This is a genomic window from Micropruina sp., assembly GCF_047602085.1.
Classification (GTDB): domain Bacteria; phylum Actinomycetota; class Actinomycetes; order Propionibacteriales; family Propionibacteriaceae; genus Micropruina.
Window position 1 is genome coordinate 64,796 of sequence record NZ_JASGID010000001.1, and the last position, 21,159, is coordinate 85,954.

Sequence of the window (21,159 nt, forward strand, 5' to 3'; positions counted from 1 at the left end):
AGGTTAGGCTCGCCTTACTGAAATCGTTCTGGCCGAGACCAGGGGGGCATGTGCATTCCACCAACGCCGAGCAGACCGACACGCTGCGCCAACGGTCGCTCTCGCTTGCGCGCCGGCTGCTGGCCGGGGCCGGACGTGCCTCGCTGGTCGCCTACGATCTCGCACCGCTGGTCGAAGCCGGAGCGTTGAGCCATGGTATGAGCGCACATGGCGACCTGGTGGTGGCCTGTCTGACCGATCGTGAGATTCCCGCGACGATGTGGCACTCCACTCCGCTGCGGGTGCGGGTCGACGTGGTGAAGGAGGCTCCCGAGTGGGAGGTGCGGATCACCGCCTGTGCCGTGCACCTGCTGGGTGAACTGGAATGGTTGGCCCCCGACCTGGTGGCGGACTACCTCAGCCAGGCCGCCCTCGACCCGCAGTTGGTCGAACTCGCCACCGCACCCGGTGGCCGCATCGGCATTGTGCGCACCGACCGGGTGCTGGTGCACGACATTGCCGGTGTGCTGCCGTTCGCCTACGACGAGGTGGCCGAGCGTCGCGACAGCTTCCCCGACCGCGATCAGGAGTGGGCTGCCCGCGATCTGCTCGGCCAGCTTCCGCCGGCCCAACTCGCCGGGCTGGCGTATGCGGCGGCGTCCGGCTGGATGTCAGGGGTCACGCTGTCGGTGCGCGAAGAAGCGGCCTGCCCACACATCGAGGGGCATGTCTTCTGCGTCGATGTCGATCGCACCGGCCTCACCCTCATGTCGGTCGACCTGGGCCGCGCGTGCGTGCACTTCGTGGCCTTCGACCGGCCCGTTGACGCAAGCGACGAGCTGGCCGATCGAATCGGCCAGCTCGTCGAGGCTAGTTCGGCGATCAGCCCGCGGAGTAGCTGAGGCAGTCGGCGCTGTCGCCGACCGAGATCACGCCGGCGGTGCAGAGCAGATCGGTGTTGTGCACGCACTCGAGGCGCTTGCAGGCCCCTACCTGGCCGGTCGCCGACGACAGTCCGCCGCGGGCGTCGAGCGCGACGAAGGTGGTGCAGGTGGCAGCCCCCGAGCCGCCGACGGTGATGCCGATGGCGGTGCAGCCGCCGTTGTTGAACGAACAGGTGGTCGTGCCACACGACTGGACGAGCGATGCGGTGCTCATGTTGTGTACCTCCCGGTGTTAGGGCGTTGCCGTCGATTACCAAAAGAATAGGCCGATGATTGTGGTCGTACAAGGATTGTTAGCCTTACCTAAGTCGTAGACAAATATCACTCAACAACATTTGCGTAAATCGCGATGGGTGCCTACTGCTGCTCTGTGGCTAGGGGTGACGCCATCGGGCCCCCTGGGTGGGGATGTTTTGCAACATGGCTCAGTAATGTCAACACGTGCGTTTTGTAAATAAACTTTGCGGCATGTCGCGCGCTCGATGCGCGCTGCGCTGATGGCAAGCCGTCCAGCCGTCCAGCCGTCCATGCTCGGCCGGGCTGGACGGGGGTGGGCGAGCGCCGCCGTGCCGGCCCGGAAAGCCGGGGGGGGGGGGTCTTGCTGGTCAAGGTCCCGGGCGCCCTCTGGGTGGAAGATTTGCCGATCTTCCCGTCTCGCGGCGGGCTCGAAGTGCCGTGGGGTGCTGACGCGGAGAGTCGCCGACCCGCCGTCTCGATCCGCGCGCGAAGCCGCGGTCAGTCGCTGGCAAGGGGGTTTCGACGTAGCTCAACCAGCGGTGGTTGCGTCGATCCGATGGGTCAAGGCCTCGGGGGTGCAACTCTTCGAGAGCCGAGGGGGCGACGACGGCAGTGCCGAGGCAGGCGTGCGGCATTCGAGTGCACTGCCGAGGTTGCGTTTGCGTTTCGCGTGTCGAATCAGGCTATTGCTCCGCAATAGCGAAGCAATAGCCTGCGCGCATGACGAAACTACGGATTCGTGACGCTGCCACCTACCTGGGGGTGAGTGACGACACCGTGCGGCGCTGGATCGACTCGGGGCAGTTGCCCGTCGAGTCCGATGCGAGCCGCCGCAAGGTGATCGACGGACGGGTGCTGGCCGAGTTCGCCGCCTCGCTGGCGCGCCCGATTCCCGACCCGTCCGAGGTTGCTCGGTCGGCCCGCAACCGGTTCGTGGGTCTGGTTACCCGGGTGTTTTCCGACCCGGTGATGTCGCAGGTCGAACTGCAATGCGGGCCGCATCGGGTGGTCTCGCTGATGAGCACCGAGGCCGTCCGTGAGCTTGGGCTGGAGCCCGGCTCGGTTGCCGTCGCGATCGTCAAGGCCACCACCGTGATCGTCGAGGTTCCGCACCCCGACTGACCAACGGTCCTTACGCCGAAGGGTCTGTCTTCACTCACGTGACCCGTCCCGGCCAGGCACACCAATCCCATCACGTCAGCACAGAGGAAAAACGCCATGCGCACTACCGCCACCATCGGCCGGATCGCCGCCCCCCTTGTCGTTGCCGCAGTCCTGGCCGGGTGCTCGGCCGGGTCGACTGGCACCGCCGCGCCCACCACCACCGTCACGGTCTTCGCGGCGGCGTCGATGAAAACCACCTTCACCACCCTGGGGGCGAACTTCGAAGCCGCGCACCCGGGCGTGCGGGTCACCTTCAACTTCGCCGGCTCGCAGGCCCTGGCCGAGCAGATTACCCAGGGCGCGGCCGCCGACGTGTTCGCCTCGGCCAACGCGGCCAATATGACCACCGTCACGGCTGCGGGCCTGGCTGCCGCCGAGCCCACGACCTACGCCACCAATCAACTCGAGATCGCGGTTCCGCCCGACAACCCGGCCGGCATCAGCGGTTGGAAAGACCTGACCAAGAAGGGCTTGAAGCTGGTGGTCTGTGCGCCGGCGGTGCCGTGCGGAGCTGCGACGGTGACGATCGAACAGGCCACCAAGACCACCCTTGCGCCGGTGAGCGAGGAGCAGGCCGTCACCGACGTGCTGGCCAAGGTGCAGGCAGGTGAGGCCGATGCCGGGCTGGTCTACCGCACCGACGTGATTGCCGCCGGCGCCACCGTGAAGGGGATTCCCTTCGACGAGTCGTCGAAGGCGATCAACAGCAACGCGATCGTGGCACTCAAGACCGGATCGCAGCAGCAACTCGGCCAGGCCTTCGTCGACCTGGTGCTCAGCGACGCCGGGCAGCAGGTGCTCGCCAAGGCCGGCTTCGGCCCCACCAGCTGACGGTGCATCCGTCCACCACCCCGGGCCGGCCAGTGCGCGCGCCCCGCACCCGAGTGGCCCGCACCCCGGCGGTCCGCACCTATTCGGGGCTGCCCCGCTGGGTGTGGCTGCCTGCCGCGGTGGGGGCGCTGTTGGTGGTGCTGCCGCTGGTGGCGCTGACCACCCGGGTGGACTGGGCACGGTTCGGCGAGGTGCTCACCAGCGAGTCGTCGGTGGCGGCGCTGCAGTTGAGCCTGCAGACCTCGTCGGCAGCGACCCTGCTGTGCCTGCTGCTCGGGGTGCCGATGGCGTTGGTGCTGGCCCGGGAGCATTTCCCGGCCCAGCAACTGATTCGCTCGGTGGTGCTCCTGCCGCTGGTGCTGCCACCCGTGGTGGGTGGCATCGCGCTGCTCTACACCTTCGGACGCCGGGGCTTGCTGGCGCCGGCGATGGACCTCTTCGGCATTCAGATCGCCTTCTCGACCGTTGCGGTGGTCCTGGCCCAGACCTTCGTGGCGCTGCCGTTTCTGGTGGTGTCACTGGAGGGCACTCTGCGCAGCGTCGGGCATCGCTACGAGGTGGTCGCCGCCACGCTGGGCGCCCGGCCGTCCACGGTGTTGGGCAGGGTCACCCTGCCCCTGGTGCTGCCCGGACTGGCCTCGTCCGCCGTGCTGTCGTTCGCCCGCGCCTTGGGCGAGTTCGGCGCCACCATCACCTTTGCCGGCAGCCTGCAGGGGGTCACCCGGACGCTGCCGCTGGAGATCTACCTGCAGCGGGTCACCGACCCCGACGCGGCGATCGCGCTGTCGCTGGTACTGGTGGTGGTCTCGGTGCTGGTCACCCTGGTTACGGCCCGGATCGCCGGCTGGAGCCGGGCATGACGTTGGAGTTTCAGGCCACCCTGGCCGCGCGGGGTTTCGACGCCGCGATCGAGGTCGCCGACGGCGAGCGGGTGGCGGTTCTCGGCCACAACGGGTCGGGCAAATCCACCCTGCTGAGCATTCTGGCCGGCACCCTGCGACCCGACGGGGGGCGGGCCCGGCTGGGTGGTCAATTGCTCTTCGACCTGGGGGTCGGCGTGCGCCGCTGGCAGCCGCCACCCGCCCGGGGTGTCGCGCTGCTGGCCCAGGACGCACTGCTGTTCCCGCATCTGAGCGTGCTCGACAACGTGGCCTTCGGGCCGCGCGCGGCCGGTCGCGGCCGGGCCGAGGCGCATCACGCGGCGCGGTCCTGGCTCGACCGGGTCGGGGTGCCCGACCTGGCCGGACGCCGCCCGTCCCAGCTCTCGGGAGGGCAGGCGCAGCGGGTGGCGATCGCGCGCGCGCTGGCCGCCGAACCGCGGCTGCTGCTGCTCGACGAGCCGATGGCTGCCCTCGATGTGGCGGTCGCCCCGCTGCTGCGCCGGGTGCTGCGCCAGGTGCTGGCCGGCCGGTCGACGATCATCGTCACCCACGACCTGCTCGATGCCCTGCTGCTCTCGGATCGCATCGTGGTGCTGGAGAACGGCCGGGTCGTTGAACAAGGCCCGACCGACGAGGTGCTGCGGCACCCGCGCACCGGGTTCACCGCCCGGATCGCCGGGCTCAACCTGATTCGTGGACGGTTCGACGCCGGTGCGGTGCGAGACTCGGCCGGGCTGGCGATGGCGGGGGTGCTCCGCGAGGGCGATGAGCCGATCCCGCCGGGTGTGCCGGCCGCGGTCGTGTTCGCACCCAGCGCGGTGTCGATCTTCACCGAGCCGCCGCACGGCAGCCCGCGCAACGCGCTCCCGGTCGTGATCGCCGAGTTGGAGCCGCGCGGCGAACTGGTGCGGGTGCGTGGCGATGATCGCCACGGGCATCTGCTGGCCGCCGACATCACCCTGGGCGCGGTCGCCGAACTCGACCTCTACCCCGGGCGCGAGGTGATCTTCGCGGTGAAGGCTGCGGCGGCAACGCTGTTCGCCATCTAGCAGGGCTGAGCCAGGCGTCGAACATGTGTTCGATTGAAGCATTGTCTGCGCGGCGAGTCAAGCGGGCAAGAACGTCGCGAGACGTTACGGTGACTCAGTGAGCACCGCCGAGTACGTCCCGAGCCGGATCAAGTCGACCGACCCGCTGCACGAGCCTTGGTCGCTCACGGAGGAGGAGCGTGAGGTGTTCCGGCAGCGATCGCGTGCGTCCAGGCTCGCTCGGCAGGCAGCGCTCGCAGGCACGGGCGAAGAGCCGGTTCACGAGGTGAATCGACCACGGTTCGACCCGCTCACCCTGATGCCGAGTTGCGACCCGAACGGACTCACCACCCTGTCGCTCTTCAGCGGCGGAGGCGGCCTCGATTTGGGCTTTGATCTGGCCGGGTTCACACACGGGGGTTCGTGGGAGATCCTGCGGGATGCCGCTGCCACCTTGCGGCTCAATCGTCCGTCGTGGGTTGTCCACGGCGGCGCGGCGGGCGACGTGAGAGACGTCGATTGGCTGCGGTACCGCGGCAGTGTTGCGGTCGTCCACGGCGGGCCGCCGTGCCAACCGTTTAGCAATGCGGGGAAGCGGCGCGGCGCGGCAGACCCTCGCGACATGTGGCCCGAGTTCGTGCGGGCCGTCCGTGAGGTGCAGCCCGAGATCTTCGTAGCCGAGAACGTCGCGGCGCTGGCGTCTTCGACGTTCTCCGATTACGTCGACCGCACCATCATCAAGCCGCTCGGGAGGCAATATCGCATCCAGCGGGTGATCCTCCAGGCGTACGAATTCGGCGTTCCTCAAGTGAGGCGTCGGGTAGTGTTCTTTGGATTTCGGACCAAGGCGCTGGAGGCTCGTTGGGTGGAGCCTCGGGCCCGCTACCTCAGGCCGGGTGGTGTGCCGAACGGCTTGCCTGAGGTGATGGGCGTGAGAAAAGCACTGGGCCTGCCCGACATCGGCCACGACGATGTGTCTCCGACGATCCGTAGCGGGCTGACCGGGCCTCGCCACACCACGTCAATCCTCAACAGCGTGTCGGCTCAGAAGCGGTTCGAAGCTCTACAGGTGTGGCCCAACGGGGTCGCAGCCACCAGGGAGGCGGCGAGGGCCTTCGTCGCCAAGAATGGGCATTTCCGGCTCGCGGTGGCGGATGTGGCGCTGCTGCAGGGTTTCCCCGATTCGTGGCGGTTCGCGGGCGCTACGTACATGCAGCTGGGGCAGATCGGGAACTCAGTAGCGCCGCCGGTCGCCTATGCGGTGGCGTCGTCGGTGGCTGCCGCCTTGGCGAAGTAGCCTCGCACGAGTTCACGCACTCGCCGTGCGTGTTCCTCGGTGATCCTCTCGAACCGGTCGAAGTAGCCGGCCTCAATGTGCGGGTTGTTGAGCGTTGCGCCACGAAGGATGACGTAGCGGGCACGCTGTTGGAGTATCTCGGTCATCCGTTCCGGTGAGTATCCGTCGGCGACGTCCTGCTGTTCGCGGTAGTCCGCGGCTCGCCACTGGTTCTTCATGACCCAACGAGCATCCTCCCGCGCGTAGGTGTCTTTGCGGCCGAGGATCGTCTCCACCATGTCTCTGGTGACGAGCGCGGGAAGGGAGTCCGCCAGCCGAATGTCGGGCAGGACGTAGCGTTCCCTTGCCGCGATCCACGGCTCCATGTCGTCCGGGGACGCATACGTGCAGTACTTCAGCTTGGTGCAGTACTTCAGCTTGGTGCCGTCCGGGTTGTAGAAGGCGAACAACCAGTGCAGCCCGTCGCGCCACTTGCGGATGTGATCGGGTCCGAAGTCGCGCACGGTCGATACCGAGCCGCTGGTCGTGGACTTCAGCTCGAACGGGACTACCCGCCCGTCGATGTTCAGATAGGCGTCGATGTCTCCTCTGCCACGGTCCTCTGGAACCGCCAGATTGAAAAGCTGCACCATCTGGTTCTCACGTGCATCGTCCTGTACCGGCACGGGATGATCGTTTCACGTCCATCGCGGTCGCGCTCTGGATCTGTCCCCACGCAGGTGGTGCTGCCGCACGCGTGGCTGGAGTCCACTCTCGGAACAGGGATGCGCTGACCAATGCGCCTAGCGCGAGTTGAGTTTGTTGAAATCCCTAGTGAGAGCACTCCGGTGGGGGTCTCGACGAGCTCGACCGGCGAGAAACTTGAGAGCACTCGGGTGGGGGTCTCGACGAGCTCGACCGGCGAGAAATCAGTGTTTCACGGGACGTGGCCCGATTCGTTCGGCACGGTTCCGGTGCGCCGCAGCGCAACCGCAGCGTGACTGGAATGGCAGCCGTCAGTCATCCAGTGGCGTCCAGGCGTCCGCGGTGGCCAGGTTGCCGTCCAGTGCGCCGACGCCGTCACCGGCGATCCGCAGATTGCTGGTGTACTGCCAGATCGACCACCCGCCCTTGTCGGCCCAGGGTCCGACGCGGGGCAGGCTGCTCGGCACCCGTCCGTTGTCGGTGCCCCAGGAGGCCACCCAGAGCCGGGCGATGTCGGCGACGTCGGACCACACGTACTCGCCCTGCGATCGCTGCTCCGTCGCGCTGGCACCCAGGTACACGTAGAGGTTCGCCTGGTAGCCGTCCGCGATCAGCAGTGCCTTGAGCGTGGTGAGGAACCGCGTCGCCTCAGCCGGTGTCCAGGCCCGCAGCTTCTGGGTGTACTTCTTGCCCTTCGCGGTCTTGGTGTAGGTTCCGCCCGGCTCGATGTCGATCACGAGTGGGTTGGTGCTCGTCTTGGAGTAGTTGCCGTCCGCCTTCAACCAGGCGGCGAAACGCTTGGCCGTCTTGGCCGGCGTGAAGCTGCCGGCGAACAGATTGCCGGGGCTGGTGTCGACGCTGGTGGTCCAGCCGTTGAACCAGTAGGCGCCCTGCCGCAGCCCCGCCGCCTTCACCTGATCGGAGAGGGTGGCGTAGGCGCAGTCGGCCACCGCCGGGGTGCTGCCGGTGGAGCGCGCGGCGTTCGTGCAGGCGTCGGTGTAGCTGTGGTTGATCGGACGGCCGCTGCCGCCGAGCCGCAGCAAGGCGAACCCGTTGCTGCCCGTCCACTCCGCCAGTACGGACGGCTTGACCCGGGCCGACGGCACGTACTGGTAGGACGACAGGTCGACGCCCTGGCTGAGGCCCTTGAGGCCGAACGCTTTCGCGGCGTCTTTGGCGGGGGTCTTGCTGGGCTGCCGCACCGTCAGGGTCGCGGTCTTCGACGTCACCGTGCCCTTGGCGCCCTTGACCTTCACTCGAAATCTGGTGCCGGTGGCCCACGTGCTGGAGGTGGCTCTGTAGGACGACTTGGTTGCCTTCGTGATGCTCTTCCACGACCCGGACGCCGGTCGTGACTGCCAGGCGTACTTCAGCCTCGTGCCGGATGCCTTGACCTTGAGCGTGACGCTGGTGCTGGTGCCGTAGCGGTTGATCGTGGCGCTCTTCGGCTGGGTGGTGATGGTGGTCTTCTTCGCCTTGGCCGCGGCCTTGGCGGACGCCGTGGCCGCGGCTTTCGCCGGGGCTGCGACGACGGCGGTGAGCAGGCCGCCGGTCAGCGCGAGAGTGAGAGCGGCGGCGCCGAGAGTGCGGGCGGCGCGGAGTGCGGCAGCGGTCATCATCAAAGGCCTTCGGTTGTGGGGGGGGTGTGGCCTAGACAATCACCCGCCCGCACGGCGCGGCAATCGAGCCCTGAAGTCGAGGTTGACTTCCGTTCTCGCCGAGAGGTGGTGCCGCGGGCAGGAAGGCACAGCCGAGTTGGTGCTCGGCCGGGTTTCGTGGACGCCTGCGAGCGTGGCTGGGCGGTCACCTCAGCAGGTGCGCGCGCCTGCACTCTTGTGAAAGTGAAGGTATGTGCGTTTTCACAGATGTGCAGGTATGATCACATTATGACTATGCAGGTCTCGACGCCCTCGCAGTTGGGTGCGGCCGTCCGGCGGCTGCGGCGCGACCGGGGCCTCACCCAGCGGCAGCTCGCCGCTTCGGCCGGCATCTCCACCAGATGGCTGGTGATGTTCGAGAACGGGCAGAACGTGGGTGCTGAGGTCTCGAAGATCTTCGATGTGCTCTGGGCGTTGGGGATGACGGTGGAGGTCGTCCCGTCCCCCGAGCCCTCCCCGGAAGAGGCGGAACTGTTGGCCCTGCTCGGGGACGGCTGACGTGCCCGGCGAACTCGCGGTGCTGCTCTACGGACGCCAGGTCGCCCAGTTGGTCGAGGGTCACGGCCATCGCAGCCTTCACTACGGGGTCTCCCCGGGCAATACGCCCGTCTCGCTCTCGATGCCGATCCAGGCCGGACGGCACGGGAATCGTGTGGTCGAGCCCTACCTCAATGGGTTGTTGCCCGATCGGCCGGACGTCCGTGCTGCGATGGGTCGCGAGTTAGGCGTGTCCGGCAACAACCCGTTTGCGCTGTTGCGGCACGCCGGCCTGGACTGTGCCGGTGCGGTGCAGTTCTGCGAGCCGGACCGAGTGCAGGAGGCGCTGGCGCGTCCCGGCAGCCTGGAACGGGTCGAGGAGTCGGAGATAGCTCGCCGGATCGGATCGGTGCTGGACGGATCGATGCGCAGTTGGATCGCGCCCGCGGAGCGCTGGTCGCTGGCCGGCGCGCAGGCGAAGTTCGCACTCCATCGCGATGCGCGCGGTGGATGGTCGGAGCCGGGCGGCGCCACGCCCAGCACGCACATCATCAAGCCGGGTATCCCCGAACTGTTCGATCAGGCACTCAATGAACACGTCTGCATGTGCGCCGGCCGCGCGCTGGGGCTCGACATGGCCGCATCGGAATACACCGAGTTCGAATCCCTTCCGGCTATCGTCGTGCAGCGCTACGACCGGCGTGCCGACGCGCAGGGTGACGTGGTCCGCATCCATCAGGAGGACCTGTGCCAGGCGCTGTCGGTGCCGCCCGACAAGAAGTACGAGACGGACGGCGGGCCGGGTGCCGCCGCGATCCTCAGGGTGCTGTCGCAGAACGCCGCCGGACGTGACCGCGAGCGTTTCGTGGTCGCCCAGGCGTTCAACTACCTGATCGGCGGCACGGATGCGCACGCCAAGAACCTCTCGGTGCTGCTGGTCGGACGTATGGTGCGGCTGGCGCCGCTGTATGACGTCGCCTCCGGCTTCCCCTACGAAGGGCTGGCCATGGAGCTTCCGATCGCTGTCGGTGGCGAACGCCGGTTCGGGTTCGTCCGCGATCGCCACTGGGTCAAGCTGGCCAACCAGGCCCGGCTGGACGGCGACCGGGTGCTGGGCATCGTCCACGACCTCGCGCGGCGAGTTCCCGATGCCCTGCGTGACGCGTTCGCCGAAGTCCCACTGTCGCGTTCGTCCACTGCCACCGGACTTCGCGAGCGGATGCTGGCAGCCGTGCGGCAGCAGTGTGAGTCCGTCCTGCGAGGCTGGTAGAGACGCGCCGATCATGACGTCCACTTCGCAAAGACCGGGACCTGCGTGCAGGCGTTGGAGCAACTGGTGGAGCGCTGATCCAACGTTGGTCGAGCCTGTCGAGACCTCGGACGGGGCGCGGCCGAGCAGGTCCCTCGAAACCTCAACCAGCGTGGTTCAGGCACCTATCTCCGGATCGCCAACAGAGCGCCGTGCGGACGGGCGCCCGGCTCGGTGCGGGTGGCCGTCCGGCTCACCGTGAAACCTGCGGCCTCCACCCGAGCCGCGAAAGAATCGATGGGCCAGAAGTAGGCGGTGGTGACCGCATGCTCGAAGGGCTCAAGTCGTGCTCCGGTACAGAAGCCGAGTGCCAGCCCACCACCGGACCTGACGCAACGGGCGAACTCGGCCAACGGCACGTCGATCAGCTCGGGTTCGGTGTGGATGAGCGAATACCAAGCGAGGACGCCGGCCAGGGCCGCGTCGCCCACGCCGAGGTTCTCGGCGCGACCGACCCGGTAGCGATCCGACGGGTAGTTGGCCCGGGCGCTGTCGATGAACTCGGGCACCGGGTCGACACCCTCGACGTCCACACCGGCGCCACTGAGCAGATGTGTCCACTGACCGGGTCCGCAGCCGACATCGAGCACTGGCCCCTGCAGGCCCAGCGCCCAGGCCAGGATGAAGTCGCGATCGATCTCGGCCACCTGGTCGACGCGGCCGAACAGGGCGATGTACTCCGCGGATCTGGCCGCATATGCGGTGCGGACGACGTCCAGAGTCATGTCTGGCCGCGCACCGTTCCGCGCGGGCTGCGGGCGCCCGTACGATCGCTCGGCATAGGGGCACCCAGGTCGAACGTATAGGTGTCATCGGGCTGAGCTGAACGGCGCGGGTCTCCAGTTCTCGGCCGCGGCTCCGATGAGTGCAGCTGATCCAGGGTGCCTGGTGTGTGCTCCAGCCCGGCCACCGTGTCCTGAAGTTGGCGATCGAGCACCTTCCGGTCGGTGATGACCACCACCTTGTCGAAGATCGGGGCATCGTCCGGCCCATGCAACCGCGACAACGCGTGGGCGCTCCACGCGATCGTGTTCGACTTGCCCGAGCCTGCCGAGTGCTGCACCAGCCGGTCCACTCCCGCACCGTCGTGGTAGGTCGCCTGCAGGATCGCGCGAACCGCATGCCACTGGTGGAACCGCGGGAACAGCACCCGGTTACCCTCGACATGGATGAATGACCCGAGCAGATCGAGCCACGCGTCGCGCTGCCACACCTGCTCCCACAGATACGACGTCTGGTACCCCGACTTCACCGCAGGGTTGCCGGCCGTGCCCATGTGACCGGCGCCGCCGCTGCCCTGGTCGAACGGCAGGAACACCGTCTCCTGGCGCGCCAGCCGCGTCGTCATCGCCACCCGGTGCGGGTCAACGGCAAAATGCACCAAGGTCCGTGCGCGGAAGATCAGGTCGTTCGGATTCCGATCCGCGCGGTACTGCGCCATCGCGTTCTCGACGCTCTGGTGGGTCAGCGGGTTCTTCAGCTCTGCCGTCGCCACCGGAATCCCGTTGACCACCAAGGTCAGGTCGAGCGAGTCCGCCGGGTTCGACTCCGAATGGTGTAACTGGCGGACGACGCTGAGCCGGTTCGCCGCGTACCTCTCGGCCTGTTCAACATTGAGGCCACTGGCCGGCTTGAAATAGCACAGCCGCACGCTTACGCCCGAGTCTTTCACTGGCGACCGCAGCACGCTGATCGTGCCGCGATGGTCGATGGCGCCGACAACGACCTTCAGGAACTTCTCCCGCGCCGTTGCCTCACCGCCGTGCCGGGTCACGAGTTGCTGCCACGCCTTGGGCTGCGACGCCTGGACGAACGCGATGACCTCCTCGCCGAAGACACCGGCCTTCCGGTCATAGGTTGCCGGTGGCAGTGAGTGCCAGCCGTCCGCGAGCAGGTGCGCCTCGATGTTCGTCTCGAAGGCGAGCTCTTTGGCAATGGTCATGGGGTGACTACTCCGGTCGGGTGAGTACGTCGAGGAATCTATGGTTCACGAATAGGACCTCGCGGCCGACCTTGAGGTCGGTGAGTAGGCCGCCGGAGACGAGGGCGTGCAGCCAGCCCGAGGCCGTCTGACGAGACACCTCGCAGCGCTCCGCCACCGTGTTGATCCGGCAGTACGGCTGCTCGAAGAGCACGTTGAGGAAGCGGGCGTCCCGTCCACCCGGCGAGGCTGCCCGGGCACGCTCGGCGATTTCGTCCTGACAGGTCCGGATGGCTCCGATCTTGCGTTGGGTCGATTCGGCCGATGAGCGGACCGCCTCAAGCATGTACACGATCCAGTCGATCCAAGCGCCGTCGGCCGTGACCGCCAGCAGTAGCCGGTAGTAGTCGTTCTTGGTCTGGATGATGGCTCGCGACAGGTAGAGGATCGGCTCGCTCAACAGCCCAGCTTCGATCAACATCAGTATGTTGAGCACGCGCCCGGTGCGGCCGTTGCCGTCATGGAATGGATGGATCGCCTCGAACTGGTAGTGCGCCAGAGCCATCCGCACCAGGGGGTCGAGGTCTTCGTTGGAGTGGATGAACTTCTCCCACGCCGAGAGCTTGTCGCGGATCAGATCTCGACCCTCGGGCGGGCTGTAGATCACTTGCTGAGTGGCGGGGTTGGCGATCCGGGTACCTGGGACGGCGCGGACGTCCATCTCATGACCGTGCAGGGCGGAGCAGATCTGCGCGGCCGTGGCGGCCGTAAGCGGCCGCTCGCGGATCGCACTCAGCCCTGCGAACAGGGCGTTTCGATAGCGCAGCGCCTCTTTGGTGGCCTGGTCGCCGCCGCCGGACTCGGCGTGCTTGAACAGTTCGTCAGCAGTGGTGACGATGTTCTCGATCTCAGAACTGGCCTGGGCTTCCAACAGCGGGACCGCGTGGATCAAGACGCCCGGGTTGGGCAGTAACTTGCCGGCCTGCGCCAGGGACGCCACTGCAGCCCGAGCCTCGATGGCGGCCTTGAGGACGGGTTTGGGCTCAAGGTCGATGTCGTGGGGTGGGAGAGCGGGCAAGTCGTTGTTAGGGACGCTGGCAGCCCATGGCATATGTCACCTTTCCGGACACGTCGCGGAGACGTGTTAAGTATTGCTCAGAAACCTAACACGTTGACGCTTCGTCAGGAAGGGCGTGGGCGACGGGGCGGTGGCCGTGGATCACGGTTGTTCCACAGGATCAACTGTGATTCATGTCCGACGTCGTCGCATCTGTCAGGTCAGCGGACATGTTCCGCAGACATGTTAGTCAAATCGGCGAAAACTTAACATGTCGGCTCCTACTGCGGCGCGGCGCGCCCCGGCGGTAGTGACGTCGAGTTCGCCGGTGACGGTGGCGATGATTCGGCGTTGGCCGCGGTCCCGGACCGGAGCCGCTCGGTGGCTATCAGCGACCCTCGTCGGTCGTGCCGGTGCCACGGAGCAGCTGGGACAGAGGCAGGCCTATGAGCAGGATGGCGTCATCGCGCCACGACCGGAAGATCGGTTCGTCGGCAGCCTGGGCCCGACGCAGGTCGGTCGTTGTGGTGTCCAGCCAGGAGAGATCGTTGCCCGTGAGGGCGTGCATCATGGCCTCGGTCTGCGCGAGCTGAGAGTCCCAGGTCTCCTGGTCAGCAGCGGAAAGACCCTAGGGCCGGACGACCAGGACGTCGATGTCGGACTGCGGACCGGCCTCACCCCGAGCAAGCGACCCGTAGAGCGCCGCATGGAGGCAGCGGATCATCCAGTCGTTGATCTGGGCGGTCAGCCCGCGTTGGACGGCGGCGGTGGCGTCGACCGCCGCGAGGATCAGAGGGGCGAGCACGTGCGAACGGTTGAGCCGATGGAGGTTGGCTCGCCCGGCGGGCTCCACGAGCACCACGCCCTCGGTGACCAGCCGGATTAGTGCGCGCAGGGTCGAGGTGTGGTTGGCGCCCGCGAGCTCGGCGACCCGTCGCCCAGGCAGCGCGCCCTCAGTCCGGGCCAAGACGGTCAGCGCGCCCGCATCGGCTGCGGAGAGCAGCGTTGCCAGCTAGGTGCGTGCACGTCGATGGGGCAAGGGAACTTGCGCGAGCGCCTGAGGTGCGCGCGGCTATTCACCGACCTGGGTACTTCGCAGGGGAGTCAAGCAGCATGAGCAATGCTGAGTGGTGTTCGGCATACCGAATGACTCAGTAGGCGAGAGGTGTGGACCTCGTTGGCCTAAGGACAATCGGTAGCGGTCCGCGAACATCCGTACCTAAGGCCCACTGCCACCTCAGTGCTGCATGTCGACGAACCGGCTGTAGTGACCCTGGAAGACCGTCGGAATGGTCGCGGTCGGGCCGTTGCGGTGCTTGGCGACGATGAAGTCGGCCTCGCCGACCCGGTCGGAGTCCTTGTCGTAGGCGTCGGCGCGGTGCAGCAGGATGACCATGTCGGCGTCCTGTTCCAGCGATCCGGATTCGCGCAGGTCGGAGAGCATCGGCTTCTTGTCGGTGCGCTGCTCGGGGCCACGGTTGAGCTGGGAGAGTGCCACCACCGGCACGCTCAGCTCCTTGGCGAGCAGCTTCATCTGGCGGCTGAACTCGGACACCTCGAGCTGGCGCGATTCGACCTTCTTGCCCGAAGTCATCAGCTGCATGTAGTCGACGATCACCAGCTTCAGGTCGTGCCGCTGCTTGAGCCGGCGGGCCTTGGCCCGGATCTCCATCATGGTCAGGTTCGGCGAGTCGTCGATGAACAACGGGGCGCTGGACACCTCACCGGTCTTGCGGGCGATCCGCTGCCAGTCGTCGTCGCCCATCTGCCCCTTGCGAATGTGGTTCAGCGGCACTCCGGCCTCGGCCGAGATCAGTCGCTGCACGATCTCTGACTTGCCCATTTCGAGTGAGAAGAAGCAACTGGTCAGCTTGTTCTTGATGGACGCCGCGCGGGCCAGGTCGAGCCCCAGGGTCGACTTACCCATGCCGGGCCGGGCCGCGATGATGATCATCTGGCCCGGGTGCAGGCCGTTGGTGAGATCGTCGAGCTCGATGAACCCGGTCGGCACTCCGGCCATCACGCCGTGCTGGCTGAGCGACTCGATCTCGTCGAGGGTGCGCTCCATCAGCACGCTCAGCGGCTCGTAGTCGTCGGAGGTCTTGCCCTCGGCCACCTCGTAGATGGCCTGCTGCGCCTGGTCGACGATGCTGGCCACCTCGCCGCCGCCGGCGTAACCCATCTGGCTGATCTTGATCGATGCCTCGACCAGCCGGCGCAGAATCGCCTTCTCTTTGACGATCTCGGCGTAGTAGCTCGCGTTCGACGCGATCGACACCATCTGCAGCAGGTCGTGCAGGTAGATGTGCCCGCCGATCTTGCCCAGCTCGCCCCGCTTGGCCAGCTCGTCGGCCACCGTAATGGCGTCGGCCGGCTCGCCGCGGCCGAACAGATCGATGACCGCCTCGTAGATCTGCTCGTGCTTGGGCAGGTAGAAGTCGCGGCCCCGGACGACCTCGGTGACGTCGCCGATCGCGTCCTTGCTGAGCAGCATGGCGCCGAGCACCGACTGCTCGGCTTGTACGTCTTGCGGCGGGGTGCGATCGGGCGCGCCGAACTCGCGAGGGTCTTCCTCGTACGGGGGAAGCGACGCGAGCGACATGACCCTCCTGTGCCTTGAACGGCTGCTGCATCAACGACGCTAACGGCCCGCGCAGACACTTCTTGGTGGGCGCGCGAGAACCCCGCCGATGAGGTCGGCGTCAGCGTGGTCGATTGACGTTCACATGTTCGAATTCAATACTCTTCGGCGCTGCCCGCCGATGTGGACCGGGCGGCGTATCGCACGACGATAGACCCGGGTTCGGGTCAACGTCCAACCCAAGTTATCCACAGAAGTGACTTTCGCCTGTGGATTCTGTGGAGCCACGCCGCAGAGCCTGTGCACGACGCGCCGAGCGTGTCGTGGACGGCGAAAATGTCCGGTCAACAAATGCGCTGTGACTAGGCATTTTAAGACGTTGTTTAGGTGAATTCCGACTGAAGGAAGGCTGAGGGCCGGTTCGCGGTGGGGATTTGACAGGCCACGGGCGAAGGGGTGTATGCCCCGGTCGGCGGCGGTTGTCCACACCTGTTGTGTCGCGGCCACATACCCATAGGGGGTATCCTGACAAGGGTGGATGCCTAGCGTCGCGGCACCAGGAGGAACAGATGTCACATACTGCACACGAAACACAGCCCGATGGCGCCGAAAACCCAGTCGAGCAGCCGCGCTCGCACGGCTACCTGACCGCCAAAGATGACTACCTCAAGCGTCTGCGTCGCATTGAGGGCCAGGTCGGCGGGCTGGCGCGGATGATCGCCGGCGAGCGGTACTGCATCGACGTCCTCACCCAGATCTCGGCCACCACCAGGGCCCTCGAATCGGTTGCGCTGGGGTTGCTCGACGAGCACCTGCGGCACTGCGTGGCACATGCCGTCCGTCAGGGCGGCGACGAGGCCGAAACCAAGCTGGCCGAGGCTCGCGACGCGATCGCGCGCCTCGTCCGTTCGTGAACCAACCCAAGGAGAACATCATGCAAGCCACCTACACCGTCGAAGGAATGACCTGCGGGCACTGCGTCGCAGCGGTCACCGAAGAGGTCAAAGCCATTCCCGGCGTCACCGACGTCACCGTCACCCTCGAGGGCGGCCAGCTCACCCTGACCTCGGACGCCCCGGTCGACTTCGACCGCATCGTCGAAGCCGTCGCCGAGGCCGGCGACTACTCCGTCGCCTGACCGCCGCAAGCCCAACCAGCCGTGGTTGCGTCGACAACCACGACCGTGGGTCACGACGTTGCGCAGGTTGTGGCTCATTGCGCGCGGTGCACCCTGCGCAATGAACCACAACCCACGCAACGTCCCCATGGGGCGTCCCGATGGGGCGTCCGGGCGGGGCGGACTACGGAAGAGGCAGTATGACGAGCATCCGGCACGAGTCGATCGAACTCGACATCGACGGCATGACCTGTGCCAGTTGCGCCGCGCGTATCGAGAAGAAGCTCAACAAGGTGGACGGCGTGACCGCCTCGGTGAACTACGCCACCGAGAAGGCCCGGGTGCTCACCGACGCGCCTGTCCCGGTGGCCGAGCTGATCGCGGTGGTGGAGCGGGCCGGCTACCACGCCGCCCTGCCCGACCCGGCCCGTCCTGAGGTGGACCACGCCGCGCAACTGCGCAGCCGGGTGATCGTCAGCGCGGTGCTCGCGGTGCCGGTGATCGCCCTGGCGATGGTCGAGCCCTGGCAGTTCCCGGGCTGGCAATGGGTGTCGCTGGCGCTCACCCTGCCGGTGTATGGGTGGGCGGCCTGGCCGTTCCATCGCTCGGCGCTGGTCAACGCCCGGCATCTGGCCACCACGATGGACACCCTGATCAGCCTGGGCACCACCGCCGCGCTGGGCTGGTCGCTGTACGCGCTGCTGTTCGGGCACGCCGGCATGATCGGCTACACCCACGGCTTCGAGTTCATGCTGATGCGCGGTACCGGCCAGGGCAGCCTGTACTTCGAGGCAGTGGTCGCGATCGTCGCGTTCCTGCTGCTCGGCCGCTGGCTCGAGGCGCGCAGCAAGGCCCGCGCCGGCGAGGCCGTCCGGGCCCTGCTGCGACTGGGTGCGACCGAGGCCACCCTGCTGCGCGGCGGGGCCGAGACCCGGGTGCCGGTCGACTTCATCAAGCCCGGCGATCAGTTCGTGGTGCGTCCGGGCGAAAAGATCGCCACCGACGGCGAGGTCGTCGAGGGCACCTCAGCGGTGGACGCGTCGATGGTCACCGGTGAGTCGGTGCCGGTCGACGTCGGCCCCGGCGACCTCGTGACCGGCGCCACCCTCAACGCCAACGGACGCCTGGTGGTGCGGGCCACCCGGGTGGGCGCCGACACTCAACTGGCGCACATCGCGCGGCTGGTCGAGCAAGCCCAAACCGGCAAGGCCGACGTGCAGCGCCTGGCCGACCGGATCAGCGCAGTGTTCGTGCCGATCGTCATCGGCCTCGCGGTGCTCACCTTCGTGACCTGGCTGCTGCTGGGCGAGCCGGCCCTGGCCACCTCGGCCAGCGTGTCGGTGCTGATCATCGCCTGCCCGTGCGCACTCGGGCTGGCCACCCCCACCGCGCTGCTGGTGGGCACCGGACGGGGCGCCCAGCTCGGCATCGTGATCAAGGGGCCCGAGGTGCTGGAACGCACTCGCTCGATCGGCACCATCGTGCTCGACAAGACCGGCACCGTGACCACCGGCGAAATGCGGGTCGTCCAGACCCAGAACCGCTCGCCGCTGGCGCAGGCGGGAGCGCCCCACCTGGTTGGGCCGGCGGTCGCCGACGACGGGGCGTGGTTGCGGCTGGCCGGTGCGGCCGAGGGAGCCTCGGAGCACCCGATCGCCCGGGCCATCGCCGCGCACCTGCATTCCGACGCCGCCGTCGCCGAGTTCGAGAACCTGCCCGGGCAAGGCATCCGCGCGCTGGTGGACGGCCACGAGGTGCTGGTCGGCACACCCGCGCTGGTGGTCCAGGCGGCCCCTGACGCCGCCCTCAGTGCCGCGTTCGCCGCCGCCCAGGCCAAGGGCCACACTGCCGTGCTGGTGGCCGTAGACGGGGTGCTGCGGGGCATGATCGCGGTCGCGGACGCCGTGAAGCCGACCGCCGCGCAGGCCATCGCAGAGCTGAAGGAACTGCGGCTGACCCCGGTGTTGCTCACCGGCGACAACCGAGCGGTGGCGCAGACCGTGGCCGCCGAGGTCGGCATCGACCAGGTGATCGCCGAGGTGCTGCCCGCGGACAAGCTCGCCGAGATCAAGCGGCTGCAGGCCGACGGCAACCAGGTGGCGATGGTCGGCGACGGGGTCAACGACTCCGCCGCGCTGGCTCAGGCCGACCTCGGCATTGCGATGGGCACCGGAACCGACGCGGCAATCGCGGCGTCCGACCTGACGCTGATGCAGGGCGACCTGCGGCTGGCGGCCACCGCGATCCGGCTGTCGCGCGCCACCCTGGGCGTGATCAAAGGCAACCTGTTCTGGGCCTTCGCCTACAACGTGGCGGCCATTCCGCTGGCCGCGTTGGGCTACCTCAACCCGATGATCGCCGGTGCCGCGATGGCGTTCTCATCGGTGTTCGTGGTGCTGAACAGCCTGCGGCTGCGCACCTTCAGCGCAACCGGCAGGCTCAGTGCAGCCGGCCACCCAGCCGGGGCCGTCCGAGATCGGGCTTGAGGGAGTCGCTGACCGCCACCGGACGTCCGGCGATCAGGTCGTCGTAGATGCCCATCATCTCGGTGGCCTGGCGGTCGATCGTCCACTGGCCGGCCAGTTCGCGGCTGCGGGCCGACGCCGCGGCGGCGAAAACCGGGTCTTTCAACTGCCGCAGCATCGACATGATCGCCTGGCTGAACGACACCATATTGGGCCGCGCCACCAGGGCGTTCACCCCCCGGTCGACCACCAGGTTGAGCTCGGGGTCGGTGATCACCAGCGGTAGCCCGCACAGCGCCGCCTCGTGCAGCACCAACGCCTGGGTGTCGGTCACCGACGGGAACACGAAGACGTCCGAACCGGTGTAGTAGGCGGCCAGCTCGTCGCGCGGCACGCGTCCGACCAACCGGGTGCCGCCGCGGCGGGCCGCCCGCTGCAACCGGCTGCGCAGCCCTGGCGGGCTTCCGCGCCAGTCGCCGACGATCATCAGCTCGGCGTTCGGCTCGAAGTCGCGCACCAGTTCGAACGCGTCGAGCAGCAGGTCGAGACCCTTCTCGGGCGAGACCCGTCCGACGTACAGCAGCCGTGGCCCACGGGCCTTCGCGATCGGCGGACGATCCGGCAGCGGGTCGAGCCCGTTGGGCACCACCCGCACCCGCGCCCCGGGGGCCAGTTCGAGCACCCGGGTGGCCGTCTTGTCAGAGGGGGTGGTGACCACGTCGGCGCTGGTCAGCATGTCGGCGGCGGCCTGCAACAACTGCAATTGGGCCCCGCCCCGCCGCGGCCGCTTGAACCGCATCTTGGCCAGCGCCTTCCACGGCTTGGGCTCGGCCCGCAGGGCGAACATCTGGTACGCCGCGTACAGAAACGGCCCTAGATGCCAGTAGTGCTCGGCGTAGGCCTCCAGATCGGTGTGCCAGGTCACGATCAAGGGACGTTTCGCCCGCTGCGCCACCCACACCCCGAGCAGGCCCACCCCGCCCAGCCCGTGCACGTGAATGATGTCGGGCGGGTCGGCCACCAGTTGGGCCAGCCGGAACTCCAGGTCTTTGCCGAGTGACATTCGAATGCCGGCGCCTGGAATGCGCACCGACGGCATGCGAATCTCGCGCCGGTGCGGATCGCCGGCCAGCGGGTTCGGGCCGTTGGCCTCGGGCGCGACCAGGAGCACCCGGTGCCCCGCGGCCAGCACCTCGGACTCCAGGAATTGCACCGCGTACAACAGCCCCGAGTGGGCTGGCCCATAGTTGTCGGTGAACTGCGCGATGGTCAACGGACGCGCATCTGGCTGGTCCGCCACGGGCTCGGGCTCAATGAGCTGCGGGTACTCGAACGTCGTCGGGTCGTCCGGGGCGGGTTGCGCAGGTTCGAGGTCAGCCATGCCGTTCAGGCTAATGGAAGCGCTGATTTTCGTTTGTCGAGTGTGCGGTCTCGGGTGTGGCGTTGTGGCGTGGGGTTTCGACCGGCTCAACCAGCGGTGGGTGCGGTCAGTACTTCCTCGCGGTCAGGAGTTCCGCAGGTGAGCGAAA

21 protein-coding genes and 1 pseudogene are annotated in these 21,159 nt (G+C 67.6%); 12 read left to right on the plus strand and 10 right to left on the minus strand.

Annotated elements, in window-relative coordinates; translation table 11 throughout:
• Positions 1–50 precede the first annotated feature (50 nt).
• Entirely contained in the window at positions 51–881 is an 831-nt protein-coding gene (locus QM721_RS00280) for a hypothetical protein (protein WP_415117815.1), read from the plus strand.
• On the opposite strand, the gene QM721_RS00285 is transcribed toward QM721_RS00280, so the two are convergent.
• Positions 862–1,137 carry a DUF1540 domain-containing protein gene (locus tag QM721_RS00285; RefSeq protein ID WP_415117817.1) on the minus strand — a complete coding sequence of 92 codons (276 nt, stop codon included), beginning with the start codon at positions 1,135–1,137 and terminating at the stop codon, positions 862–864. The two genes, QM721_RS00280 and QM721_RS00285, sit on opposite strands and share 20 nt — an antisense overlap.
• 743 nt (positions 1,138–1,880) lie before the next feature.
• On the opposite strand from QM721_RS00285, the gene QM721_RS00290 reads away from it, so the two are divergent.
• From QM721_RS00290 to QM721_RS00315, 6 genes and pseudogenes are all read left to right on the plus strand, one after another.
• Entirely contained in the window at positions 1,881–2,282 is a 402-nt protein-coding gene (locus tag QM721_RS00290; RefSeq protein ID WP_415117819.1) for a TOBE domain-containing protein, read from the plus strand.
• A 96-nt stretch (positions 2,283–2,378) separates the two neighbouring features.
• Positions 2,379–3,155: a molybdate ABC transporter substrate-binding protein gene (gene modA, locus QM721_RS00295; protein WP_415117821.1), complete on the plus strand. Its 777-nt coding sequence runs from the start codon at positions 2,379–2,381 to the stop codon at positions 3,153–3,155.
• Positions 3,156–3,244: 89 nt separating this feature from the next.
• Positions 3,245–4,015: an ABC transporter permease gene (locus QM721_RS00300; protein WP_415118022.1), complete on the plus strand. Its 771-nt coding sequence runs from the start codon at positions 3,245–3,247 to the stop codon at positions 4,013–4,015.
• 53 nt (positions 4,016–4,068) lie between these two features.
• Positions 4,069–4,443 (plus strand): annotated as a pseudogene (locus tag QM721_RS00305) (ATP-binding cassette domain-containing protein); the annotation flags it as partial.
• Positions 4,444–4,776: 333 nt separating this feature from the next.
• Positions 4,777–5,085, plus strand: coding sequence for a TOBE domain-containing protein (locus QM721_RS00310; RefSeq protein ID WP_415118024.1), 309 nt, complete (start codon positions 4,777–4,779; stop codon positions 5,083–5,085).
• A 97-nt stretch (positions 5,086–5,182) separates the two neighbouring features.
• Positions 5,183–6,361: a DNA cytosine methyltransferase gene (locus QM721_RS00315; protein ID WP_415117823.1), complete on the plus strand. Its 1,179-nt coding sequence runs from the start codon at positions 5,183–5,185 to the stop codon at positions 6,359–6,361.
• Here the strand turns inward: QM721_RS00315 and QM721_RS00320 are convergent.
• Both QM721_RS00320 and QM721_RS00325 read right to left on the minus strand, forming a co-directional pair.
• Complete coding sequence (locus tag QM721_RS00320) at positions 6,319–7,026, minus strand: hypothetical protein (RefSeq protein ID WP_415117825.1); 708 nt, start codon at positions 7,024–7,026, stop codon at positions 6,319–6,321. The genes QM721_RS00315 and QM721_RS00320 overlap by 43 nt on opposite strands.
• Positions 7,027–7,356: 330 nt before the next feature.
• Positions 7,357–8,661 carry a GH25 family lysozyme gene (locus QM721_RS00325; RefSeq protein WP_415117827.1) on the minus strand — a complete coding sequence of 435 codons (1,305 nt, stop codon included), beginning with the start codon at positions 8,659–8,661 and terminating at the stop codon, positions 7,357–7,359.
• Positions 8,662–8,931: 270 nt separating this feature from the next.
• Here QM721_RS00325 and QM721_RS00330 point away from each other — a divergent pair, with 270 nt between their 5' ends.
• Both QM721_RS00330 and QM721_RS00335 read left to right on the plus strand, forming a co-directional pair.
• A complete protein-coding gene (locus tag QM721_RS00330) occupies positions 8,932–9,201 on the plus strand; it encodes a helix-turn-helix domain-containing protein (RefSeq protein ID WP_415117829.1) in 270 nt (89 codons plus the stop codon).
• Position 9,202: 1 nt separating this feature from the next.
• Positions 9,203–10,450 carry a type II toxin-antitoxin system HipA family toxin gene (locus QM721_RS00335; protein ID WP_415117831.1) on the plus strand — a complete coding sequence of 416 codons (1,248 nt, stop codon included), beginning with the start codon at positions 9,203–9,205 and terminating at the stop codon, positions 10,448–10,450.
• Between the two features lie 164 nt (positions 10,451–10,614).
• Here QM721_RS00335 and QM721_RS00340 read toward each other — a convergent pair whose 3' ends face one another.
• The 6 genes from QM721_RS00340 to dnaB form a co-directional block, all read right to left on the minus strand.
• The gene (locus tag QM721_RS00340; RefSeq protein WP_415117833.1) at positions 10,615–11,214 is read right to left on the minus strand and encodes a class I SAM-dependent methyltransferase; all 600 of its coding nucleotides are present in this window, start codon (positions 11,212–11,214) and stop codon (positions 10,615–10,617) included.
• On the minus strand, positions 11,211–12,431 hold the full coding sequence (locus QM721_RS00345; protein ID WP_415117835.1) for a type I restriction endonuclease: 1,221 nt from the start codon (positions 12,429–12,431) through the stop codon (positions 11,211–11,213). Before QM721_RS00345 ends, QM721_RS00340 begins: the two co-directional genes overlap by 4 nt.
• 7 nt (positions 12,432–12,438) lie before the next feature.
• A complete protein-coding gene (locus QM721_RS00350) occupies positions 12,439–13,521 on the minus strand; it encodes a Fic family protein (protein ID WP_415117837.1) in 1,083 nt (360 codons plus the stop codon).
• 334 nt (positions 13,522–13,855) lie between these two features.
• Entirely contained in the window at positions 13,856–14,038 is a 183-nt protein-coding gene (locus tag QM721_RS00355; RefSeq protein ID WP_415117839.1) for a hypothetical protein, read from the minus strand.
• Between the two features lie 57 nt (positions 14,039–14,095).
• A complete protein-coding gene (locus QM721_RS00360) occupies positions 14,096–14,434 on the minus strand; it encodes a nucleotidyltransferase domain-containing protein (RefSeq protein WP_415117841.1) in 339 nt (112 codons plus the stop codon).
• A gap of 270 nt (positions 14,435–14,704) precedes the next feature.
• On the minus strand, positions 14,705–16,069 hold the full coding sequence (gene dnaB, locus QM721_RS00365; RefSeq protein ID WP_415117843.1) for a replicative DNA helicase: 1,365 nt from the start codon (positions 16,067–16,069) through the stop codon (positions 14,705–14,707).
• Positions 16,070–16,617: 548 nt separating this feature from the next.
• On the opposite strand from dnaB, the gene QM721_RS00370 reads away from it, so the two are divergent.
• The 3 genes from QM721_RS00370 to QM721_RS00380 all read left to right on the plus strand — a co-directional run bounded on the left by QM721_RS00370 (position 16,618) and on the right by QM721_RS00380 (position 19,651).
• Entirely contained in the window at positions 16,618–16,962 is a 345-nt protein-coding gene (locus QM721_RS00370) for a metal-sensitive transcriptional regulator (RefSeq protein ID WP_415117845.1), read from the plus strand.
• A 20-nt stretch (positions 16,963–16,982) separates the two neighbouring features.
• The gene (locus QM721_RS00375) at positions 16,983–17,186 is read left to right on the plus strand and encodes a heavy-metal-associated domain-containing protein (RefSeq protein ID WP_415117847.1); all 204 of its coding nucleotides are present in this window, start codon (positions 16,983–16,985) and stop codon (positions 17,184–17,186) included.
• Positions 17,187–17,365: 179 nt separating this feature from the next.
• Positions 17,366–19,651, plus strand: coding sequence for a heavy metal translocating P-type ATPase (locus QM721_RS00380; protein ID WP_415117849.1), 2,286 nt, complete (start codon positions 17,366–17,368; stop codon positions 19,649–19,651).
• Here the strand turns inward: QM721_RS00380 and QM721_RS00385 are convergent.
• Complete coding sequence (locus QM721_RS00385; RefSeq protein WP_415117851.1) at positions 19,605–21,011, minus strand: glycosyltransferase; 1,407 nt, start codon at positions 21,009–21,011, stop codon at positions 19,605–19,607. The two genes, QM721_RS00380 and QM721_RS00385, sit on opposite strands and share 47 nt — an antisense overlap.
• Positions 21,012–21,159 lie beyond the last annotated feature (148 nt).